At 72.2% G+C, this 20,358-nt stretch carries 18 protein-coding genes and 1 pseudogene; 13 read left to right on the forward strand and 6 right to left on the reverse strand.

Going from position 1 to position 20,358, the window contains the following annotated elements; all coding sequences use genetic code 11:
- Window positions 1-18 precede the first annotated feature (18 nt).
- The 4 genes from POL72_RS16905 to POL72_RS16920 form a co-directional block, all read right to left on the reverse strand.
- A complete protein-coding gene (locus tag POL72_RS16905) occupies window positions 19-1,266 on the reverse strand; it encodes an FAD-binding protein (protein ID WP_272096406.1) in 1,248 nt (415 codons plus the stop codon).
- Window positions 1,245-2,972: a glycerol-3-phosphate dehydrogenase/oxidase gene (locus tag POL72_RS16910; RefSeq protein WP_272096407.1), complete on the reverse strand. Its 1,728-nt coding sequence runs from the start codon at window positions 2,970-2,972 to the stop codon at window positions 1,245-1,247. Before POL72_RS16910 ends, POL72_RS16905 begins: the two co-directional genes overlap by 22 nt.
- Window positions 2,973-3,109: 137 nt before the next feature.
- On the reverse strand, window positions 3,110-3,853 hold the full coding sequence (locus tag POL72_RS16915) for a glycosyltransferase (RefSeq protein WP_272096408.1): 744 nt from the start codon (window positions 3,851-3,853) through the stop codon (window positions 3,110-3,112).
- Window positions 3,850-5,199: a protoporphyrinogen/coproporphyrinogen oxidase gene (locus POL72_RS16920; protein ID WP_272096409.1), complete on the reverse strand. Its 1,350-nt coding sequence runs from the start codon at window positions 5,197-5,199 to the stop codon at window positions 3,850-3,852. Before POL72_RS16920 ends, POL72_RS16915 begins: the two co-directional genes overlap by 4 nt.
- Before the next feature lie 229 nt (window positions 5,200-5,428).
- Between POL72_RS16920 and POL72_RS16925 the strand changes: the two are divergent.
- The 5 genes and pseudogenes from POL72_RS16925 to POL72_RS16945 all read left to right on the forward strand — a co-directional run bounded on the left by POL72_RS16925 (window position 5,429) and on the right by POL72_RS16945 (window position 10,618).
- Window positions 5,429-7,409 (forward strand): annotated as a pseudogene (locus POL72_RS16925) (aconitase family protein).
- A 134-nt stretch (window positions 7,410-7,543) separates the two neighbouring features.
- The gene (locus tag POL72_RS16930; protein ID WP_012241296.1) at window positions 7,544-7,774 is read left to right on the forward strand and encodes a TIGR04563 family protein; all 231 of its coding nucleotides are present in this window, start codon (window positions 7,544-7,546) and stop codon (window positions 7,772-7,774) included.
- A 42-nt stretch (window positions 7,775-7,816) separates the two neighbouring features.
- Window positions 7,817-8,881, forward strand: a complete 1,065-nt coding sequence (locus POL72_RS16935; RefSeq protein ID WP_272096411.1) for an alpha/beta fold hydrolase — start codon at window positions 7,817-7,819, stop codon at window positions 8,879-8,881.
- On the forward strand, window positions 8,878-10,086 hold the full coding sequence (locus tag POL72_RS16940; RefSeq protein WP_272096412.1) for a hypothetical protein: 1,209 nt from the start codon (window positions 8,878-8,880) through the stop codon (window positions 10,084-10,086). The genes POL72_RS16935 and POL72_RS16940 overlap by 4 nt, the downstream gene beginning before the upstream one ends.
- Before the next feature lie 91 nt (window positions 10,087-10,177).
- Window positions 10,178-10,618 carry a YbjN domain-containing protein gene (locus POL72_RS16945; RefSeq protein WP_272096413.1) on the forward strand — a complete coding sequence of 147 codons (441 nt, stop codon included), beginning with the start codon at window positions 10,178-10,180 and terminating at the stop codon, window positions 10,616-10,618.
- Between the two features lie 42 nt (window positions 10,619-10,660).
- Here POL72_RS16945 and POL72_RS16950 read toward each other — a convergent pair whose 3' ends face one another.
- Complete coding sequence (locus tag POL72_RS16950; protein ID WP_272096414.1) at window positions 10,661-11,950, reverse strand: formylglycine-generating enzyme family protein; 1,290 nt, start codon at window positions 11,948-11,950, stop codon at window positions 10,661-10,663.
- 62 nt (window positions 11,951-12,012) lie between these two features.
- On the opposite strand from POL72_RS16950, the gene POL72_RS16955 reads away from it, so the two are divergent.
- From POL72_RS16955 to POL72_RS16970, 4 genes are all read left to right on the forward strand, one after another.
- Window positions 12,013-12,300: a hypothetical protein gene (locus POL72_RS16955; protein WP_012241301.1), complete on the forward strand. Its 288-nt coding sequence runs from the start codon at window positions 12,013-12,015 to the stop codon at window positions 12,298-12,300.
- Window positions 12,301-12,310: 10 nt separating this feature from the next.
- Window positions 12,311-13,273, forward strand: coding sequence for a prepilin peptidase (locus POL72_RS16960; RefSeq protein ID WP_272097933.1), 963 nt, complete (start codon window positions 12,311-12,313; stop codon window positions 13,271-13,273).
- A complete protein-coding gene (locus POL72_RS16965; protein WP_272096415.1) occupies window positions 13,270-13,629 on the forward strand; it encodes a YXWGXW repeat-containing protein in 360 nt (119 codons plus the stop codon). Before POL72_RS16960 ends, POL72_RS16965 begins: the two co-directional genes overlap by 4 nt.
- 117 nt (window positions 13,630-13,746) lie before the next feature.
- Window positions 13,747-14,442 (forward strand): hypothetical protein, encoded by a 696-nt coding sequence (locus POL72_RS16970; RefSeq protein WP_272096417.1) that lies wholly within the window; start codon window positions 13,747-13,749, stop codon window positions 14,440-14,442.
- 23 nt (window positions 14,443-14,465) lie between these two features.
- Here the strand turns inward: POL72_RS16970 and POL72_RS16975 are convergent, their stop codons facing one another.
- Window positions 14,466-16,457, reverse strand: a complete 1,992-nt coding sequence (locus POL72_RS16975; RefSeq protein WP_272096418.1) for a serine/threonine protein kinase — start codon at window positions 16,455-16,457, stop codon at window positions 14,466-14,468.
- 367 nt (window positions 16,458-16,824) lie between these two features.
- Here POL72_RS16975 and POL72_RS16980 point away from each other — a divergent pair, with 367 nt between their 5' ends.
- From POL72_RS16980 to POL72_RS16995, 4 genes are all read left to right on the forward strand, one after another.
- A complete protein-coding gene (locus POL72_RS16980) occupies window positions 16,825-18,603 on the forward strand; it encodes an AMP-dependent synthetase/ligase (RefSeq protein ID WP_272096419.1) in 1,779 nt (592 codons plus the stop codon).
- Between the two features lie 2 nt (window positions 18,604-18,605).
- Window positions 18,606-19,319, forward strand: a complete 714-nt coding sequence (locus POL72_RS16985; RefSeq protein ID WP_272096420.1) for an HAD family hydrolase — start codon at window positions 18,606-18,608, stop codon at window positions 19,317-19,319.
- Between the two features lie 304 nt (window positions 19,320-19,623).
- Window positions 19,624-19,833, forward strand: coding sequence for a hypothetical protein (locus POL72_RS16990; RefSeq protein ID WP_012241308.1), 210 nt, complete (start codon window positions 19,624-19,626; stop codon window positions 19,831-19,833).
- 10 nt (window positions 19,834-19,843) lie between these two features.
- On the forward strand, window positions 19,844-20,155 hold the full coding sequence (locus tag POL72_RS16995) for a hypothetical protein (RefSeq protein ID WP_272096421.1): 312 nt from the start codon (window positions 19,844-19,846) through the stop codon (window positions 20,153-20,155).
- The last annotated feature ends 203 nt before the right edge of the window (window positions 20,156-20,358 follow it).

Here is a 20,358-nt window from a genome sequence, read left to right on the forward strand (position 1 = left end):
GACGCCGCGCGACGCGCGTCAGGCCTCGGCGCCGGCGCGGAGCCCGGTCGTCACCGCGTCGAGCACGGTGCGCGCCCTCCCCGCGATGGTCGCCCCGGCCGCCAGGATCCCGGGTGCGGCGCGGACGCCCTCGCACCGCACCCCCACCGCCTCCAGCGCGCCAAGGCGCTCGCCGCGGGGCCACGCGACGAGGTCGAGCTCCGGGCCCTGCATGGAGCTCACCACGCCGAACGCGCCGCGATCGTCGCCCATCGTGACGGGCGCGGCGATCGAGAGCGCGAACGGCGCGGCGCCGCGCGCCGGGAAATCGGCGCCGGCGCCGCTCTCGGGCGGCGTGTACGCGATCCCGCCGCCGGCGAGGCCGCCGATCGCGAGGACCACCCCGTCCGCCGCGAGCGGCGCGTCCTCCCCCTCGACGTGGATCGTCACGCCTTCGTCCGGCGCCCCTGGCTCCAGGGGTCCGCTGCCCACCGCGCGCACGCGGCCGTGGCGCTGAGGCGCCGCGATCGCGGCGAGCAGCGCGTCGCGCGCCGCCTCGAAGCGGAGCCCCGCCGGCGAGCCGGCGCCCATCAGCGCCTCGCCCACCGCGACGCCGAGGCGGGCCGCGAGCGCCTCGGCCCGCGGAGCGCTCGCGCCGAGCCACGGGCCGAGCAGGATCGCCCCCGCGCCGCCCGCGCCCGCGAGCGCCTGGCGGAGCCGATCGAGGAGCCAGGAGAGCCGCGCCGGGTCGTCGTGCCGGGCCGCGAGATCGCCGTCGGCGATGTGCCGCTCGTCATCGAAGCGAAGGACCGGCGCGTCGACGGGCAGGAAGCGGAGCCCCCGCGCCCGGGCGAACGGCTCGTCCGTGAGCGCCTCCGCGAGCGCGTCCGCGTCCCACCCGGCGCGCGCCGCGCGCGGGACGAGGACGCGCGTGCGGCGGAGCGGGCCGAGATCGAGCAGCGCGCGATCCCTGCCGCGGGCGGGGCGGATCCGCCCCGCGACGGTCGCGAGGCGCACGCCCGCCGCCTGCGGCAGCTCCCACAGGCCGAGCTCCGCCGCGAACTGCCTCACCGCCGGCGCGAGATCGCTCGCGGGCAGGTCGCCGCCGAGCAACCGTGACGCCCGCTCGATCTGCTCCCACGGCACGTCGTCCACCGCGCCGCCCGCGAGCGCCGTCTCGCCGACGCCCGCGGAGATCACCGCGACCCGGGCCCCGCGCCGCCGCGCGCTCCACGCGGCGGCGAGCCCGGCGACGCCGGCGCCGATCACGAGGATCGATCGCGCCACGCCCTCTCCTCCGGCTCCCGCGCGGCGCGCTGCGCGCGACGATCGGCGTCCTCGCACGCCGCCGTCGCCTCGTCGTCCGCGGGCGCGCCGAGCTCCGACCGGACGCTGGCGATCGCGAGGGCCTCCTGCCGCGCCTGCTCCGGGCCGAGCGCGACGGCGCGGGTCACCGCCTGCCGCGAGAGGAACGCCACCGCCTGCCGCATCCCGTCGCGCGGCGGGAGCGAGAGCTCCTGCGCCACGATCTGCCCGCACCGCGCCGCGCAGCGCATGCCCCCGCACGCGCCCAGGCCGAGGCGCGTGCGGCGCGCGACGTCGGCGACGCTCCGGGCGAGCTCGTGCCGGAGGACATAGCGCACCTCGGCCTCGATCACGGGCTCGCAGGGGCACACCGTCGCGGCCTCGCGCGGCCGCTCTCGCACGCGCTCCTCGATCCGGAGCGCGCGCGAGCCGTGCCGGTACACGAGGCGCCGGGCGGCCACCGCGTCGATCTCCATCCGCCGCGAGAGCGCGAGCGCGTCCACCGCGCGATCGCCGCCGGGCAGCGCGGTCGTGTGCGTGACGCAGCGGGCGCCGAGGTCGAAGCGCCGCGAGAGGACGTCGGTCATCTCCTCGGCGAAGAGCCGGAAGCTGGCCAGCTTGCCGCCGATCATCGAGTAGATGCCCGGCGCGCCGTGCGCCGCGTGATCGACGATCTGGTGCTCGCGCGAGAGGGCGTCCTCGGTGGGCCCGAACGCGTAGAGCGTGGGCCGCACGCCCGCGAACGTGCCGATCGCGCGCGCCTCGTGGATCTGCGGGAACACGCGGGCGATGCCCTGGACCAGGTACCTGACCTCCTCGCTCGTCGCGCGGACCTGATCGAGATCGCCGTAGAAGTCGTCGTCGGTCGTGCCGATGACGCTCATGTTCTCCCACGGCTCGAGGAAGATCTGACGGCCGTCGATCGTCCTCGCCATGATCGCGTAATTGGTGAGGCGCCGGTCGAACACGACGTGCACGCCCTTGCCGGGCCGCACGCGCGAGCTCGCGGCGGGGAGGCCGGCGAGGGACGCGGTGATCGGCGACCACGCGCCCGTCGCGTTCACGACCGTGCTCGTGCGGAGCCGCCCGCCTTCCCCCGTCGTGCGGTCCCGGTAGCGGACGGCGACGACCTCGCCGGTGTCCTCGCGGCGCTCGATCCGCTCGACCGTGTGCCCCACGTACACCTTGGCCCCGCGCTCGATCGCGTCGACCGCGTTGGCGACGCAGAGCCGCGCGCCGTCGATCCCCCACTCGTCGAAGCTGAAGCCGCCCACCAGGTCGCCGTGCAGCCCCGGCTCGAGCCGGCGGAGCTCGTCGGGCGACAGGCGCGCGTGCGGCTTGCCGCGCTTGAGCGGCTGGTAGTTGTCGTACGCCTCGAAGAAGGCGTCCGCGAGCGGGTAGAGGAGGCGCCCGTGCCGCGCGTTCTCGAACGGGACGAGGAAGGGGATCCGGAAGAGCAGGTGCGGCGCGATCGCCTGGATGTGGCCCGAGTCGCGGCACGATTTCTCGGTCACCTGCGGATCGCTGGTCAGGTACCTGAGCCCGCCGTGGATCATGCCGCTCGAGTTGCCGCTCGCGCCGAACGCGAGATCGTTGCGCTCGAACAGCGCGACCCTCAGGCCCCGCTGCGAAGCGTCACGCGCGACCCCCACGCCGTTCACGCCGCCGCCGATGACCACGACGTCCACGTCGGTGTCCGCTCGGCGAGCCGGTCTTGCGGCGCTCGAAAGGAGGATCGTCACCTGCGGCGTATAGCATGCCAGAATTTTTCCACGAGCGGGCCCGGCCTCGCGCGCGGCGATGCGAATGCTGGAGGAGCCGGCCGTCAGCCGCGGACCCGGATGGCCCAGGTCAGCTTCGCGAGGCTGCGCAGCACGTTCGGGACGCGGCGGGTCAGGTTGATCGAGGGGCGCCGCTTCTCCAGCACGCGGACCGGGATCTCCTCGATCCGCAGGCCAGCGCGGTAGGCGCGGATGACGAGCTCGCTGGCGAAGACGTCCTTGTCCACGACGCAGTCGCGCGCGACCGCGAGGAGCGGCTCGCGCAGGAACGCCTTGAGCCCGTGCGTGTCCGTCCCACGGAAGCCGAGCGTGGCGCGGAGGAGCCCGTTGTACATCTGGCTCGCCGCGTGCCGTGCCCACGGACGATCGTCGCGCGCCCCCTGGATGAGCTTGGACCCGATCACCATGTCGACGCCGCCTGCCCGCAGCATCGCGATGGCGCGGCGGTGGAAATCGACGTCGCAGAGGTCGATCTCGTCGCAGAGCACGAAGCGCCCGCGCGCCCGCTCGATGCCCGCGCGGAGCGCGGCCCCGTAGTTCGGCTCGCCGATCGAGAAGTGCCTCACCTCCGGGTACTTGCGCTCGAGCTCGCCGGCGATGCCGAGGGTCCCGTCGTACGAGCCGTTCTCGGCGAGCACGAGCTCCCAGCGCCAGCCGAGCGGCGAGAGCCGCTCGCGCAAATCAACGACGGCGGCGTGGAGGATCGCCTCCTCGTTGTAAACGGGGATGACGATGGAGATCTCCGGCGATCCGCCCGCATCCGCGCGATCAGGCTCGGCTGTGCTCACGGCGCGCCTCCGAGGAGCGCCTGCGCGCGGTGCGCCGCGTCGCGCCCGAAGTGGAGCGCGTCCTCCATCGAGGAGTAGTTCCAGCCGCCGTAGCGCCCGCACGAGAGGATGCGCTGGCCCTCGAGGAACGGCCGCACCGCCTCCAGCGAGCCGAAATAGCTGTGATCGAACACGACGTACGCGTGGTCGATGCGGCGCAGGCGGGCGAAGCGGATGGCGCTCGGGGCGGGGATGAGGCCCATCTCGACGAGGCCTTCGGCGACGCGGGGGAGCAGCGCCGCGAGATCGGGCTCGGCGCGATCGGCGAGCTCGACGTAGAGGCCGGCCTTGCCCGGCGGGGCCATGGCGGCGGAGAAGTGGGAGTAGCAGCCCACGCGGTAGAACGGGTACTTCGCCTCCGGGACGTACACCCAGTGCAGCGGCTGCCCGCACGGTGTGTCGAGCGCCACATCGAGGTAGTAGAGGTGCGTGCAGCGCAGCCGGGAAGCCGCCTCGCCGACGGCGCGAGGCGCGTCCGAGAGGAGCCTGACGAGCGCGGGCAGCGGCGCGGACGAGACGAGCACGTCGTACCGGACGACCTCGTCGTCGAACACGAGCTCGCGCGCGCGCCAGTCGATCGACCTGGGAGCGCGGCTGAGCTCGATCGCCGGCGTCCCCGCGTCCCGCGGCCGCTGCTCGGCGAGCGCCCGCGCGAGCCCGTGCGTCAGCTGTCCGATGCCGAGCCGCGGGTAGAGGAACCTCGCGTTGTAGCCGAGCTCCCGATCGTTCAGCCCGACCGATCCGGCGAGCACGTCCTCCAGCTTGGGTATCGGGACGAAGCGGGAGCACCAGTCGGCGGTGATCTCGCTCGGGTGCACCCCCCAGAGGCGGCTGTTGTAGGGGATCATGAAGTGGCGGCTGATCCCCTCGCCGAAGTGCGCCAGACAGAACTCCTCGAAGTTCCTTGGCTGAGGTCTGTCCTTGGCGAAGTGCGCCTCGACGAAACCGCGGAGGCAGTCGTAGGCCACCGCGGGCGGCAGGCCGAAGGTGTTCGCCTGGAACGGATAGCGGGTGTACGTGCCGTTCGACCAGATCATCGAACGCCGCTCGATCTCGAGCGGGTCGGGGCCCAGCCACCCCAGCGCGAGCTCACGGGTCGCGGGGTCGCGCAGGTGGAGGAGATGCCCTGTCCGATCGAAGCGGAAGCCGGCGTCCTCGAGCGTGATCGCGTGGCCGCCCGGGCGCGGCAGGCGCTCGAACACCCGGTGCGGCACGCCGGCCCGCCCCAGGTGGTACGCCGCTGCCATGCCCGTCAGGCCGGCGCCGAGGATCGCGACGGGAACGCTGGAGATCGTGGGTCGGGTCATCGCTCGCGGCCCGGCCGCGGCCGCGAAGACACCATCTCCCCGGTGCGTCGTCAAGGCACGCTGCCGTCCCGGCGCTCCTCGGCGCATGCTGGATTTCCCGCCTTCGACGTAAGGCGCGCGGAGCTCCACGCATGCCGCGCAAAGACCGCCGTTGGCGCCTCCGCCCAGAGCGACTAGGTGTGGAGAGGTCCCAGCGCGCGCCGCGCGTCCCAGGGCGTCCGAGGTGCAGATGCCGATCCCCCGCCGGAAGTCCGTTCAAGTCACCGGGAGGACCCTCTACCTGACCGAGGACCCGGCGCTCCTGAAACAGCAGCTGGCGGGCGGCGAGCTTCGCTTCGATCCCGAGCAGCACGCGCTGATCGACAACATCTCGACCGACGAGCTCACGCCGGGCTGGGTCTGTTACTACTACGACGAGACGCTCGCCCGTTACTGCCTGGTCGGGCTGCGCGGCGGGCACATCGAGCGCGACGCCATCAAGAACGGCGGCTTCGGCGTCATCGTCAGCGGGCGCTCGAAGGGGTGCGGCAGCTCGCGCGAGACGGCGCCGTACTCGGAGCGTGAGGCGGGGATCCAGATCGTCGTCGCGCGCAGCATCGAGAAGATCTACGGCCAGAACTGCCAGAACATCGGGCTGCTCACGACGACCGATTTCTCGCTCCTCGACCGGATCGCGCGGGGCGACGAGATCCCGATCGGCGAGTTCACCCGCGGGCTCGACCCGATCAGCGCCGACGTCGTCGAGTACGGTGGCCTCTTCACCTACAACAAGGCCCGGATGGCCGGCGAGGTCTCGCCGCCCACCCTGGCCACGCCGCCGCGGCCGATGACGCTGTGCGAGAAGATCATCGCGGCGCACGCGATCGTGGACGCCCGGGCAGGGAAGATCGGCGTCCCCGCGGTGAAGCCTGGAGACGCGCTCTTCGCCCGCATCGACGTGCGCTTCTCGCACGAGTACGTCACGCCGATGGCCGAGTCGCTCTTCCGGGCGGGCGTCGGGCCGGACGCGGTCGTGACCGAGCCGGAGAGCGTCTTCGCGTTCCGGGATCACCTGACGTTCCTCGAACGCGTGATGCCGGAGGCTCACCTCAGGCTCGGCCTGCGGGAGCAGGCGGCCTCGCTCGCGACGGTGCAGCAGGCGTTCACCGAGCGGCACGGGATCAAGCTGTACGGCGAGGTCGAGCGCGACGGCAGGACCGTGGGCTCGGAGGCCATCTGCCACAACAAGGTGATCGAGGAGCTCGCGCTGCCAGGGCAGATCGTCGCCGGGACCGACTCGCACACCTGCATGGCGGGGGCGCTCGGGTGCTTCGCGTTCGGCGTCGGCTCGACGGACATGGCGAACGCGTGGCTCACGCGCGACGTCCGCGTCGCGGTGCCGCAGTCGGTACGCTTCAACCTGACCGGGCGGCTCAAGCCGGGGGTCACGGCGAAGGACGTGATGCTGTTCCTGCTCTCGCAGCCGTTCTGGAAGACGGGCCAGGGCATCGGCAAGGTGCTCGAGTTCGCCGGCGATGGCGTCCGCGCGATGGGCCTCGACGAGCGGGCGACGCTCACCAACATGGCGGTCGAGGCGGGCGGCTTCACGGGGATCATCGAGGCCGACGAGGAGATCGTGCGCTACCTCGTCGAGCAGCGCGGGCTCGCCGCGGAGGACGTGCGCGCGCGCATCGTGCGCGCCGATCCAGGCGCGGAGTACATGGCGACGTTCGACGTCGATCTCGCGTCGGTCGAGCCGATGGTCGCGACGCCGGGCGATCCGCGGAACGGCGTGCCGCTGCGGTCGCTCGACGAGATCGCCGGCGCCGGTGAAGATCGACATCGCGTACGGAGGCTCGTGCACGGGCGGCAAGAAGGCCGACATGGACATGTACGCGTCCGTGCTGCGCCAGGCGGTCGAGCGGGGCAAGCGCGTCGCTGACGGCGTGCACCTCTACATCCAGTTCGGCTCGCAGGACATCCGCCGCTACGCCGAGGCCAAGGGCTACCTCGAGATCTTCGAGAAAGCCGGCGCCGAGCTCGTCGACCCCTCCTGCGGCGCGTGCATCAAGGCCGGCCCCGGTGTATCCGACCGCAAGGAACAGGTCACGGTCTCGGCCATCAACCGGAACTTCCCGGGACGAAGCGGACCCGGCCAGGTCTACCTGGCCAGTCCCCTCATCGTCGCGGCGAGCGCGATTGCGGGGAAGATCGCATTCCCGGAATCATGACGCAGAGCGCCTATCGCGGTAATACACACATAGTGGCCGCAATCGGCATCATGGAAAAACGAATGCTTTCCACGGAAGTGCACCGTACGCTAAGGTGCTCTTCTGTGGCGGATCGGGAGGAGCCCCAAGAGCGTATGACCGACAAGGACACGCTGGCGAAAAACAACGAAGCCTCGAAGACGGACAAGCGGAAGCAGAGCCTCTACTTTCCGGAGTCGATGCTGCAGGAAATCAAGGAGGAAGCGGCGCGGCTCGATCGCTCGCTTTCTTGGGTTGTGCAGCGCGCGTGGAAGCTGGCGCGGATAGACATCAAAAAGCTTCCGAGTGTCAATGACGTGGCTGACGACGAGGACAGCGGCGACTAACATCGCCGCGAGCCTCGCGTAAGCCGCGTCGCTCGGGGATCGATGGGTCGAGAGCTTTTCGCCGCCGGGAAGGACGGTACGCGGATTTACGTCCGCTACCGAGAAGGTCCCGGCGGCAGCGGAAGCTTTGCCAGCGGGGTCGGGGCGGGCTCGGGACGCCTCACCGCGGTGCTCTGCGACGGCATCGCGTGCGACGGCTTCATCTGGAAGTACCTGTGGGACGACCTGGCCCGTACGGTCAACGTCGCCCACTGGAACTATCGCGGCCACGGTCGGAGCAGCTTGCCTGGTGATCCGCAGGCGGTCGAGCTGAGCGATCACGCCAGCGATCTCGCTGCAGTGCGCGCGTCGATCGGCGACGGCCCGGTGGTGCTCTTCGGGCACTCGATGGGTTGCCAGGTCGTCCTGGAGCACCTGCGGACCCACCGCGAAGGGGTGCGCGGGCTCGTGCTGATCTGCGGCTCGTCCGGCAGGATCACGCACCACTTCAAGGGCACGGACGTGCTCGCGCAGCTCTTGCCGCGCCTGATCGAGCAGGTCGACGCGTACCCGCACATCGCTCGCGCGATCTGGAGCCGCGTGCCGGCGCCGATGGCGCTGCGGATCGCGCTGCTCACGCGGGAGGTCGACGCGAGCGCGGTCACCCCGGCGGATCTGCTGCCGTACATGCGGCACATGGTCGACATCGATTTTTCGATGTTCCTCCACATGCTGCGCAGCGCTGGCGAGCACTCGACGCTCGATCTGCTCCCGCAGATCGACGTGCCCGCGCTCGTGATCGCGGGCGATCGCGACACGTTCACCCCGCCTCGGCTCGCAGAGGAGATGGCGGCGGCGCTGCCGCGCGGAGAGCTGATGATGGTGAGCGGCGGAACGCACGTCGTCCCGCTGGAGCGCAAGAAGATGGTCATCGAGCGCGTGGAGCAGTTCCTCCTCGAGCGCGTCATCGGCGGCGCATCGCTCGGGGCGAGCGCGCGGGCGTCAGGCTTTCAGGCTCCGACCGAAGACGGGCGCTCGCGGTCGCCGACCGAGGAGGCGTCGTCGCAGCGCCTCGCCGAGGGGGGGTCCTCGCCGGACCCTCCGCGCGGGCTCTCGAAGGACGGATGAGCCGGTGCGCGCGCGACCTGCGCGCCCCCGGATCGGCGCGCGGACTTCTGCGTCGCCTCGGCGGCGTGGGGGCGCAGCGCATGCTCGTCGCAGCGGCGCTGCTCGCGGTCTCGTGCGCGCGACCATCGTCCGAGCGCAGCGACGGGTCCGTCGGCGCGATCGCTCCGCTCGTCGACGAGGAGAGCGCGCCCGCGATCGGCGCGCCTCCGACACGCCAGCCAGCCGAGCCGCGCCCGCCGGTCGAGCCGCGCGCGCCGGTCGAGCCGCGCCCGCCGGCCGAGCCGCGCTCGCCTCCCGCGTCGAGCGCCTGGGCCGCGGGGGACGTGCGCGTCGCGCGCGCCCTCCAGCGTTCGCCCCTGCGCGCGCTGCGGCTCACGGGCAAGGTGGCGGACGGCCGGTTCGAGGCGACGCTCGCGCTAAGCGCACCCGTGGAAGGAGCGGCCCCGCGCGAGGTGAAGGTGAAGCTCGCGCCGGCGCAGAAGAAGGCCCCGCTCGCGTTCCGGCGCCCGCTCGCGTTCTACCGCATGGCGAAGGCGCTCGGCGCGCATGTCGTGCCCGCGGCAGCGGCGCGGCGCATCGGCATCGGTGAGCTCGCGGCCCTCCTCGGCCGGGAGCCGAACGCTCGCAAGCTGCTGCGTCGCTTCGCCGTCATGAACGACGGGACGGTCGACGCGCTGGTCCTCGCGCCCGCTCCCGGTCCGCCCGGCCCGCGCTGGGTCTCGTCTCGCCGGCGGTCCGTGCGCTTCGACGACGCGCCCGAGCTCGATGTGTGGGCGCGCTGGGCTCGGTCGCCGTCGCCCGTGCGCGGCGAGCGCGCGGCCATCCTCCGCGACTACCTGGAGGTGCTGGTGCTCGATTACCTGGCGGGCAACGGGCTTCGAAAGGAGATCGTCATCGACGTGCACGCGGGAGCGCTCAGCCTGGAGGCCAACGCGAGCGCCTTCCCGCTGCACGTGAAGGCGCACGAGCTCGACCGGCAGCTCGAGCGCCTCGTGGAGGCGGTGCGGTTCCCCCGGGCCCTTCGCGATGCGCTCGCGCGCTTCGGCCCCGAGGAGGCCGCCGCGGCGCTGCGCCCCGGCGGCATCGAGGAGGAGCTGGTGCCGCCGCGCGCGCTCGTCGAGCTCGAGGAGCGGAGGCAAGCGCTGCTCAGCCTGATCGCGGCGAAGCTCGCCGACCGGGGAGAGGACGCCGTGCTCAGCCTCTAGCGCTCCCCGCCTCCAGCGCTCGTCCCTGCGAGAGGGCTTCCCGCGCGCCGCATCTTGATCTCCGGCGGCGGCAGGGCGATTACGTCACCCCGTGATCGACGTCGCGACCCTGCAGCGCTGGACGGAGGAGATCGGCTACAGCGCCGAGCTGACGAAGCCGTCGACCCTGCGCATCCGTCCGCACGAGGAAGGGGTCCTCGAGCTCCCTCCGTTCTACGTCCAGTGCACCGAGAACTGGGTCGTGCTCTCGATGTTCGGCGTGCTCGATCTGTTCGACACGCAGCACGACGGCGCTGTGGTGCCCACCCTGGCCGAGGACACCGGCCAGGTGCGCGGGTTGCTCCGTCACCTGCTCGAGGCCAACCGCGACATGCGCGTCGCCAAGTTCGCCCTCGATGATCGGAACGAGATCCTGCTGTGCGCCGAGCTGCCCACCGAGTCGCTCGATCGCTCGGAGTTCGTCGACGCGGTCGAGCGGATCATCGAATACGGTACGACCTACCGGCACACGCTGCTCGGCGCCGACACCTGAGGCGCCGGGGCGTGTCGGTGTCCGGTCCGCGCCGCCGCGGGGTCACTTCTGCGTGATCACCACGCGGTTGTCGTCCCGGTAGGTGATGTTGCCCGACTCGCCGCGGCAGTCCCAGCAGGTCGCCCACGTGAGCCGTCGCCGCACGTAGCCGTTGAACCCGAGCGCGAGCGGCCCCGGGTCGTCCTTGAGCAGCAGCGACGACGCGATGCGGTAGCGGTCTCCAGGGAGCTTCAGGAACGCGACGATGAACGCGTCGTCGTCGGCCTTTCCCGTCACGACGAGCACCTCCTCGCCCGGGACCGGGTTCCAGAGCAGCGGAGACGTCGTGAGCGTTGTGTTCGGGGGCAGGCCGGCCTCGGGCTGGCTCGCCGCAGCGCCGCTCGGCGAGAGCCGCGTCCGGCCCCGGCTGAGCACGGCGTTCGCGTCGTCGGGCTCCTTGAAGAAGGAGATCTTCCCGCCGAGGTCGCGCAGCTGCGGCACCGACGCGAGCAGCTCTGCGACCTGCTGCGGCCCGATCTCCGCGCGCCGGAACGTCTGCTGCCATTGCGGCGACGGGATCGACGCCGCGTTCGGCGCGCCGTGGCAGCACCGGAAGCCGATGTCGTCGCCCGACACCGCCGGATCGACCGCCGCGCGGCGCGCGCACCGGTGATCCACGGCGCTCGCGCTCGCCGTGGCCCCGCGCACGGCGGCGGCCTTGGGCTGGAGGTTCTCGATCGGCGCGATGTCGCTCGCGGTCCACTCGCGCAGCGCGGCGCCCATGCCGACGACGCCGAACCCGGATGCGCACGACGCGGGCGCCTTGGCGCACGCCGGGTCCCACGCCGCGCCGCCCGCGTAGGGCGTCCCCTCGGGGCCCTTGCACGCGCGCTCCCACTCGAGCTCGGTGCACAGCCTCCCGCCGGCTTGCTGGCAGAGCTCCGAGGCGCGCGCCCGCGTCACCCCGGTGAGCGGAGCCTGCGCAGGATCGTTCGGGTACGGGGTGCGATCGACGGTGAAGCCGCCCAGCTCGACGTCGAGCAACGCCGGCTCGAGCGTCGGATCGCGCCCCTTGTCGCCGGGCGTGCTGCCCGCGACGAGCTTTCCGGCGGGGATCTCGATCCGCGCGGGCCCGGCCGCCGCGGCGCCAGCCCGCGGCGTCGCGCTCGCAGCGGGCGACTCGTTCTCGGCCGCCTCGAGCACCTTCCCTTGCGGCGCGGGCGCCTGCGGGGCGCCTCCGTCCGCGCGATGATTCTCCCCGGGCTCTCGCTGCTCGGCGCGGCTGCAGCCGGCCCCTCCGGCGATGCCGGCGGCGAGCAGGATCAGGGCAACGGCAGGCGTCCTCGTCGGCACGGTTCCTCGAAAGCGCCTCGCCTTATGTCGCAGGACCCCTCGCCCGTCAAAGTGCCCGCGCTATGCTGGCCGGGATGGGGCAGGGCGTGAGCGGCGCACCGGATCCGATGGCCTCGCAGATGGCGCAGCTCCTCGCTGGCAGCGATCTCGACGAGCTGCGCGAGATCGTGAGGCGGTGGGTCGCCGAGGCGCCGACCGAGGGCGTGCGCCGTCACTACCAGGAGCTCGGTGGCCGCCTCGTCGACCTCAAGGCGGCGCTCGCCGAGAACCCCGTGCAACCCACGATCGCGGAGCTGGAGCAGGCGCTCACGATGATGCTCCGGCTCGCCGCGTCGAGCCCGAGGACGTGAGCCCCAGGTGATGCTCGCCGATTTCCCTCCGTGGTTCCTGCGCGCCTTCGGGCTCTGCTTCGGCCTGCTGTGGGGGAGCTTCCTCAACGTCGTCATCCATCGCGTCCCGCGCGAGCTCAGCGTCGTCCGTCCGGGCTCGTGCTGCCCGGCGTGCGGCACGCCGATCCGCGCTTACGACAACATCCCCGTCCTCAGCTACCTGCTGCTGCGCGGCCGCGCGCGCTGCTGCGGTGCGCCTGTGTCGCCGCGCTATCCCCTGGTGGAGGCGGCGGGCGGTGTGCTCTCGCTCGCGATCATCGAGATCATCGTCCTCCGGCTCCCCGGGACGACGCCGGCCCTCCACGCGCTCGCCACGTACACCGCCGACCTGGCGCTCGCGCTCGGGCTGCTCGCGGCGACGTTCATCGACCTCGAGCACATGTTCATCCCCGACTCGATCACCCTCGGCGGCGCGGTGCTCGGCGTCGCGACCGCGTCGCTGCGGTCGATGGGCTTCGTCGACGCCCTCGTCGGCGCGGCGGTCGGCTTCGGCATCGTCTGGCTCCCGTTCGTCGTGATCTACCCGCGGATCCGCGGCGGTCGCGTCGGCATGGGCCTCGGCGACGCCAAGCTCCTCATGCTGGCGGGCGCGTGGTTCGGCTGGGGGGGCGCCCTGTTCGTGCTCGGCGCCGGCGCCATCCAGGGCTCGATCATGGCCATCGCCATGCTGCTCCTGCGCGGGAGCATCGAGGAGCCCGAGGCGGTGCGCCTCGAGCGGGAGCAGATCCGCGCGGAGCTCGCGGCCATGTCCCCCGAGGAGCGGGCCGCCGCCGAGGAAGAGCTGGCGCAAGATCCGCTCGCGGAGGAGCCTCGCGAAGGGTTCGGCCAGGCCCGCATCGCGTTCGGCCCGTTCCTCGCGCTCGCGACGCTGGAGTGCCTGCTCGTCGGCCGCGACGTCCTGGACGCGTACCTCTCCTGGATCGACGCAGGATGAACGCCGCTCTGCGCCGCGCGCTCCGGATCCCGCTCGCGTCGCTCCTGGTGCTCGCGGGCTGCGGCAGCTCGCTCCCGCTGCCTCCGACCGGCCCCCACCTGCCGAGCGAGACGACGGTGGTCGTGCCGTACCCTCCGCCGCCTGCGCGGGTCGAGATCATCTCGCCGTCCGAGCGGCCGGGCGATGTGTGGATCGACGGCGAGTGGCAGTGGCGGAGCCGCCGATGGGCGTGGCAGCAGGGACGATGGGAGGCCGTCCCGCCGGGCGCGTACTTCGCGCCTGCCACCACCGTGCGCCGCTCAGACGGATCCCTGGTGTGGTTCGCCGGCGTGTGGCACCTCCCCGGCAAGAAGTGATCGACACCGCGGCCGAGCGATGGGAATTCACCCCGTGCCGAGGTGCCTGCCGCCCGATCGGCATCGGCGAGCCAGCTCGGCGTGCCGTCCCCTGCACGGATCGATGAGCCTTGCCCCATGATGCTTGCCTGGTCGTTCGCAGCGCGCACACCCGACGAAATCGCCCGACTCCTCCGCGCCCTCGGCAAGCACCGGTACGTGCGCGAGGTCGATCATCGGCTCCACTGGTCCGTCGATCACGCCCTGGCCGAGCTGCCGGAGTTCGCGCCGCACGCGGCGGCCTTCCAGGCGCGCCTCCAGAAGGAGCGCGCGCTCGAGCTCGGCTCGCGCGACCCTTCGCTGTGGCGAGAGGCGAAGACCGAGGACGTGATCGCGGCCATCACGGCGTTCTGGACCCCGGATGACGCGGCGCTGCGCTACCGCAGCCGCCTGCTCGAGGCGCTCGCGCGGACGGGCCTCCCCGAGGCCGCGCACGCCCCCTTCGCGTCGGCCCCGAACGAGCCCCCGCACCCGGAGCTCGTGCTGCTCGACTGGGAGCTGTACCCCGTCGACGAGCTCGACGCCGACCGGCACGCCGGCGCGCTGGCGGCCATGGAAGAGGCCGAGGAGGCGGTCAACGCGTCGGCCCCGATCTACAACGAAGGTCCCGTCATGGCGGCGCCGGAGCTCTGCGAGGGAGCGCCCAGCGGCGTGCTCGCGGACGACTTCCTCGTGTGGTCGGACGGGCCTTACAGCTACTCCGACTACGTGTTCCGCGGCGTCGCCAAGGCGGCGAAGCTCGTCGAGCCGCCGATCGGTTACCGAGACCTGTAACGTTCGCCCGCGGGCCCGACGCGTCAGTAGGGATCGGGCTTCGGCGGCGGGACGGTCGGATCCACCTCGACGGGGGGCTTGACGACCTTCGAGGTCGCCGTGGTCGCGGGGGCCGGTCCTCTCTGCGCGTGCGAGAGCGTCACCTCGAGCTCGATGTCCCGATCAAACACGAGCATCCGTCGCTGCGCGGCGTGGCCCGGCGCGGAGACCTCGATCCGGTGCGCCGCGCCGTCCTTGATGAGCTTGCCGTCGAACGGGTTCGAGGGGAGCTCCACCCCGTCGACGAAGATCTTCGCGCTGGCAGGGCTCGCCTTGATCGAGGCGCGGAGGAGCGACGCGTCGGTCTCCTCGCGTGGAGCGCTGCTCGCGGCGGACGGCGGCGAGGCCTCGGCGCGGGGCGGGGAGGGCTCCGGCGCGGGCGGCGCGCTCTGGACCGGCGGCGCGGTCGCGTGGAGGCTCTGCTGGACGGGATCGCGCAGCTTCAGGTACAGCGTCGCGGCGCCGACCAGCGCGATGACCGCTGCGAACGCGACGAGCGGCAACCGGGAGCGCCGCGGCGTCGGCGCGGGCTGAACCGCCGTTGCCGGCTCGGTCCGCACGACGGCGTGGAGCGTCGCCTGCGGAGCGCTCGAGCGGTGGAGGGGACGTGTGGGCGCCGACGGCGAAGAGCCCGTGGTCGCCCCCTCCTCCTGCGCAGGAGGATCCGAGTCGAGCGGATCGCGCCCTGGCAGCGACGGCAGCCTCGGCGCGCGGCCGGTGAGCCCCGCGCTCCCCGCGTCCGCGCCGTGCTCCTGCAGCTGCTTGAGCTGGCGATCGATGATCGCCCGGATCTCGGACCGCTCGCTGGCGAACAGCTCGCGCATGAGCGCGCCGAGCTGCTCGGCCGTCACCTGCCCTTCCAGGCGTTCCGCGTAGCGATCGAGCTCCGCGCGGAAGGCGGCGGCCGTCGAATAGCGCTCGCCGGGTGAATGCGCGAGCGCCTTGGCGCAGATGCGCGCGAGCTCGACGGGCACCTCGGGGCGCGCGGACCGCAGGTCCGGGATGTCCCGCATCAGGCGCGAGATGATCTGCGGATCCGACAGCCCGCGCCAGAGGCGGCGGCCGGCGAGCATCTCCCAGAGGATGACGCCGGCCGAGAAGACATCCGCGCGCCGATCGATCTGGGAAGAGTGCGAGAACGCTTGCTCCGGCGCCATGTACGCGACCTTGCCCTTCATCGTGCCGGTCTGCGTCTCGACGAGGCGGTGCGCGGCGAGCGCGATCCCGAAATCGACGATCTTCACCTGCCCGTCGTAGGTGACGAAGATGTTGTGGGGGCTGATGTCGCGGTGAACGACGTTGAGCGGCGTCCCGTCGTAGTCGACGAGCTCGTGGGCGTAGTGGAGGCCGGCCAGCACCTCGCTGAGGATCCAGAACTGGACGGCGAACGGGATCGTCCGCGCTTGCTCTCGCGCGCGGGAGATCACCCGGCTCAGCGGCTGCCCGTCGAGGTACTCCATCGCGATGAAGTACTCGCCGTCCGCGAGGCCGACCTCGTTGGTCTGCACCACGTTGCGGTGGTTCAGGCGAGCGGCGAGGCGGGCCTCGTCGAGCAGCATGTCCCGGAACTCGGGCTCGTCGGCGATGTTGGGCCGGAGGCGCTTGATGACCTGCAGCTTGCTGAAGCCCGCCGGCCCCACCGCGACCGCCAGGTGCACGTCCGCCATGCCCCCGTGACCGAGCGTCGCGATGAACCTGTATTTTCCGAAGCTCCGAGCGTGCCGATCCGAGGGCGACGGCGGCGCGTCCGGCGGCGCATCCCGGCCGACCGTGGTCGGCGCGTCGCGGTCCGGGCGCCGCACCTGGACGGTGGGCGGGGGCTCGGGCGCGGGGACGAGCCCCTGCCTGGAGACCAGGGTCCCGCCGTCGAGCGCTGCCCGCACGCGCTCCGGCGGGCCCGAGGCGGCGAGCTCGTTGCTGCGGGCGGAGTCCGCCGCCCAGTCAGCCTCCTCGATCGTCCCTTTGCGCTCGCCCACCGCCGAATGGTCCTGATCCGAAGACGTGCAGTCAAGCTGACGACAGCGCAGGCCAGCGTTTGCGCGGCAGCGGGCGGATGACGAGCGGCTCGCCCATGACGGCGAGCCGGCGTCCCGCCCGTAACCGCAGCGAGGACCGTCGCGCGCTCGGCCTGCACCAGCGCGCGATCGTGCGCGCGATCCGCCGAACGTGCGCTCGGAGCGCCGCCGGACAGAAGCGCCCGGCGGGAACGTTTCACGCTCAGAACGCCGCGGCGTCTGCTGCTACTGTGCGGGGCGTCACTCCCCCAGGCGGTCCCGGACCTCGGGAGGGTGCAGGAAAATTCGCCTGTGATTGCGCATTCTTGCCCGTGAACGAGGTAGCTCGATGCCCTGTGACTCGATTCCGCGGCGCCTGCTAGGCCAGGCGAAGGTGCGCCCCGAGGCTCCTGCTCACTACGTCAAGGAGGGGGGCTTCTGGAGGATGACCAGCTTCCGGGAGTACGCGGGCGAGGTGCGGCGCGCCGGCAAGGCGCTGCTCGCGCTCGGCCTCGAGCCCGGCGCCACGGTCGGCCTCCTCGGCTTCAACCGGCCCGAGTGGGCGGTGCTCCACGTGGCCTGCATGGCGATCGGGGGCGCTCCCGCGGGCATCTACACGACGTGCTCGCCCGAGGAGGTGCGCCACGTCGTGCACCATGCGGGGTCGCCGGTGGTGCTGGTCGAGGACAGCGCCCAGCTGGAGAAGGTGCTGAGCCAGTGGGATCGGCTGCCGCGGCTCTCGTGGGTGGTGCTGATGCGGGGCGCGGAGCCCGCGGGTGATCCGCGGATCCTGGCCTGGGAGGAGCTCCTCGCGCGGGGCGACCGCGTCCCGGACGAGCTGCTCGAGCAGCGGCTCGACGCGCTGGAGCCGAGGGGCCTCGCGACGCTGCTCTATACCTCCGGGACGGTGGGGCCGCCGAAGGGGGTCATGCTGAGCCATGAGAACCTCACGCGCTCGGCGGACATGGCGGCGCGCATCGTCCCGTTCTCGTCCCGGGACATCGGGCTGTCCTACCTGCCTCTTTCGCACGTCGCCGAGCAGATGTTCACGATCCACATCCCGGCCTCGATCGGCGCGGCCGTGTACTTCGCCGAGTCGATGGCGGCGCTCGCCGACAACCTCAAGGAGGTGCGGCCTACCGTCTTCTTCGGGGTCCCGCGCGTCTGGGAGAAGCTGAGGGCCGGGATCGACGCGAAGCTCTCCGGCGCGAAGGGGTTGCAGAAGATCACGCTCGAGCAGGCGAGGCGCGTCGGGCTCCAGCACAGCGAGCTCCGCGCCCGAGGCGAGCAGCCGGGGCCGCTGCTCGCGCTCCAGCACCGCGCCTTCGACAAGCTGGTCTACGCGAAGGTGAAGGAGGCCGTGGGGCTCGGCCGGACGCACGCGTTCAGCAGCGGCGCGGCCCCCATCGCGAAGGAGGTCCTCGAGTTCTTCGCGTCGCTCGACATCCTGATCACCGAGGTCTACGGCCAGTCCGAGGTGACCGGCGCGACGAGCTACAACGTGCCGGGCAGGACGAAGCTCGGCTCCGTGGGGCCGTCGGTGCCAGGCATGGACGTGAAGATCGCGGACGACGGCGAGATCCTTGTGAAGGGGCCGACCGTGTTCCTCGGCTACTACAAGGAGCCAGAGGCGACCGCGCAGGCCCTGGTCGACGGCTGGCTCCACTCGGGGGATCTCGGCCGATTCGACGAGGAGGGGTTCCTCCACATCACCGGGCGGAAGAAGGAGATCCTCATCACGGCCGGCGGGAAGAACATCTCGCCCAAGAACATCGAGGAGGCGCTCAAGCGCCACGACCTCATCGCCGAGGCGGTGGTCGTCGGCGATGGGCGCAAGTTCCTCACGGCCCTGCTCGTGCTGGCCCCCGACGCGGTGAAGCGCTTCTCGGCGGAGCGCGGGCTCGGCCCCGATCTCTCGCGCGCGTCGCCCGAGATCAGGGAAGCCGTGCAGCGGGCCGTCGACGAGGTGAACGGCGAGCTCGGGCAGGTCGAGACGATCAAGAAGTTCTCGATCCTGCCGCGCGGCTTCACCATCGAGGACGGCGAGCTGACGCCGACGCTCAAGATCAAGCGGCGCAATGTGAGCCAGAATTTTGCGCGCGAGATCGAGGCGATGTACGCCGAGTAATCATGCGCAACGAGCCTGCTACAGCCGTCTCTTTCGACTTCGGCCAGACCCTGGTGGAGCTCGACACCGGGCTGCTCTCCGCCCGCCTCGCCGAGCGGGGCATCGGCGCGCCTCGGGAGCGGCTGGACGGGGCGGTGGACGAGGGCTGGCGCGCCTACAACGAGGCGATCCAGCGTGGGCTCGGCGGTCACCCATGGAAGATCATGATGCGCCGCCTGCTCGAGGCGGGCGGCGTCGAGGCCAGCGCGCTCGACGCGGCGGTCGACTGGCTCTGGACGGAGCAGCCCCGGAAGAACCTCTGGCGCCGGCCGATCGCGGGGATGATCGACGTCGTGATCGAGCTCCGGCGGGCCGGCGTGCCGGTCGCGGTGCTGTCGAACTCGGAGGGCCGGCTCGAGGAGCTGATCGAAGAGCTCGGCTGGTCGGCGCACTTCGTGGCGGTGGCGGACTCGGGGCGGCTCGGGTTCGAGAAGCCGGGCAGGGAGATCTTCGCGTGGACGGCCGAGCGCCTCGGCGCGCCGCTCGCCGCGGTGGTCCATGTCGGCGATTCCTTCGCCGCCGACGTCGGCGGCGCTCTCGCGGCAGGGATGCGGGCCGTCTGGTTCAAGGGGGACCCGACGAGGGCTGCGGAGGTGTCCCAGGCCGAGCGCGTGGCGGTGTGCGACGGCGCGGAGGCGCTGCGCGGCGCGCTCCGGGCGTTCGGCGTCCGCTTCTAGCGTGTGCGCTGCGCCGCGCGCCGTGGTGCGGCCAGCGCGATCTCCACGGGCCGTCACCCTGGCGAGCGCGGCCCGCAAGCGCGGCCCTGGCGCGCGAGGTCGCGAGGTTCACACGCGCGTCGCCCACTCACCCTTCCGTCCGTGAGCACGAACGTCCCGGAAGGCGCTCCGCCCCGCGCTCGTCGAGCGCGCTTCTCTCCTGGCTCTCCTCGCCCCGCTGCCCCGCGCCGCTGGGTCGGTCTCCGGATCGTGCAGCCGATGCACGTTGCGCGGTGGTTCGGGCATTGCTGGAGACCGGTTCACGATGATCGCCAACGATGCAGACATCGAACAAGAGTCCGGACGCCGGGAGCGGCGCGCGAACGTTCCCGCCGCCGTCCCTCGCCTCTTCGGCGAGGTCCGCCGCGCGGACGAGCGGCTCGTCTCGCTCGTGCAAGAGCGCCCTGTGGCCACGCTCCTCGCGGTGGCGGCCGTGGGCTACCTGATCGGACGGGTCGTTACACGGCTGAGTTGAGGAGGTCATCATGACAGCACGCGATGTCGAGGCCGAACGGGAGCGCGACGCTCGGGAGGTGGTGAACGACGCGCTCAGCCGACTCGACGCGGCGGAGGTCACGCGGGCGGTCTCGGCGTTCGCGCGCGACAACCCGCACGTGGCGCTCGCGGCGGCGGCTGGGCTGGGGTTCCTGCTCGGCGGGGGCCTGACGCCGCGCATGCTCAGCAGGCTCGGGTCGCTCGCGACGCGCAGCTACGCCAAGAGCGCCTTGGCTCAGGCGGTCGAGCTCGTCTTCGATGAGCAGACGCGATCCCAGAGCCATCTCGGCTCGTCGCCCTGATCCAGCAGCCACCTGCAGCGCTGGACTCTGGCTGAAGGTGGGTCGTTTGAACCGCCAAGGACGCCAAACACGCCAAGATTTTTGAGGTTCTCTTGGCGTCCTCGGCGGCTTGGCGGTTCCATCACGGGCGCGTCCCGGCCGCGTTCGCACGTGGCGCACGCGCTCTCCATGGGGCGCGGCTCGCCTGTTGCGAGTTCGCGAGG

It is taken from the genome of Sorangium aterium (assembly GCF_028368935.1).
GTDB lineage: Bacteria > Myxococcota_A > Polyangia > Polyangiales > Polyangiaceae > Sorangium > Sorangium atrum.

Bases quoted from the DNA above. Each gene is read 5' to 3' on its own strand.
- POL72_RS16980 (WP_272096419.1), top strand. From the start codon at position 16,825: ATGCCCTGTGACTCGATTCCGCGGCGCCTGCTAGGCCAGGCGAAGGTG.
- POL72_RS16970 (WP_272096417.1), top strand. From the start codon at position 13,747: ATGATGCTTGCCTGGTCGTTCGCAGCGCGCACACCCGACGAAATCGCC.
- POL72_RS16955 (WP_012241301.1), top strand. From the start codon at position 12,013: ATGCTGGCCGGGATGGGGCAGGGCGTGAGCGGCGCACCGGATCCGATG.
- POL72_RS16940 (WP_272096412.1), top strand. From the start codon at position 8,878: ATGAGCCGGTGCGCGCGCGACCTGCGCGCCCCCGGATCGGCGCGCGGA.
- POL72_RS16965 (WP_272096415.1), top strand. From the start codon at position 13,270: ATGAACGCCGCTCTGCGCCGCGCGCTCCGGATCCCGCTCGCGTCGCTC.
- POL72_RS16990 (WP_012241308.1), top strand. From the start codon at position 19,624: ATGATCGCCAACGATGCAGACATCGAACAAGAGTCCGGACGCCGGGAG.
- POL72_RS16930 (WP_012241296.1), top strand. From the start codon at position 7,544: ATGACCGACAAGGACACGCTGGCGAAAAACAACGAAGCCTCGAAGACG.
- POL72_RS16985 (WP_272096420.1), top strand. From the start codon at position 18,606: ATGCGCAACGAGCCTGCTACAGCCGTCTCTTTCGACTTCGGCCAGACC.
- POL72_RS16935 (WP_272096411.1), top strand. From the start codon at position 7,817: ATGGGTCGAGAGCTTTTCGCCGCCGGGAAGGACGGTACGCGGATTTAC.
- POL72_RS16995 (WP_272096421.1), top strand. From the start codon at position 19,844: ATGACAGCACGCGATGTCGAGGCCGAACGGGAGCGCGACGCTCGGGAG.
- POL72_RS16960 (WP_272097933.1), top strand. From the start codon at position 12,311: ATGCTCGCCGATTTCCCTCCGTGGTTCCTGCGCGCCTTCGGGCTCTGC.
- POL72_RS16920 (WP_272096409.1), bottom strand. From the start codon at position 5,199: ATGACCCGACCCACGATCTCCAGCGTTCCCGTCGCGATCCTCGGCGCC.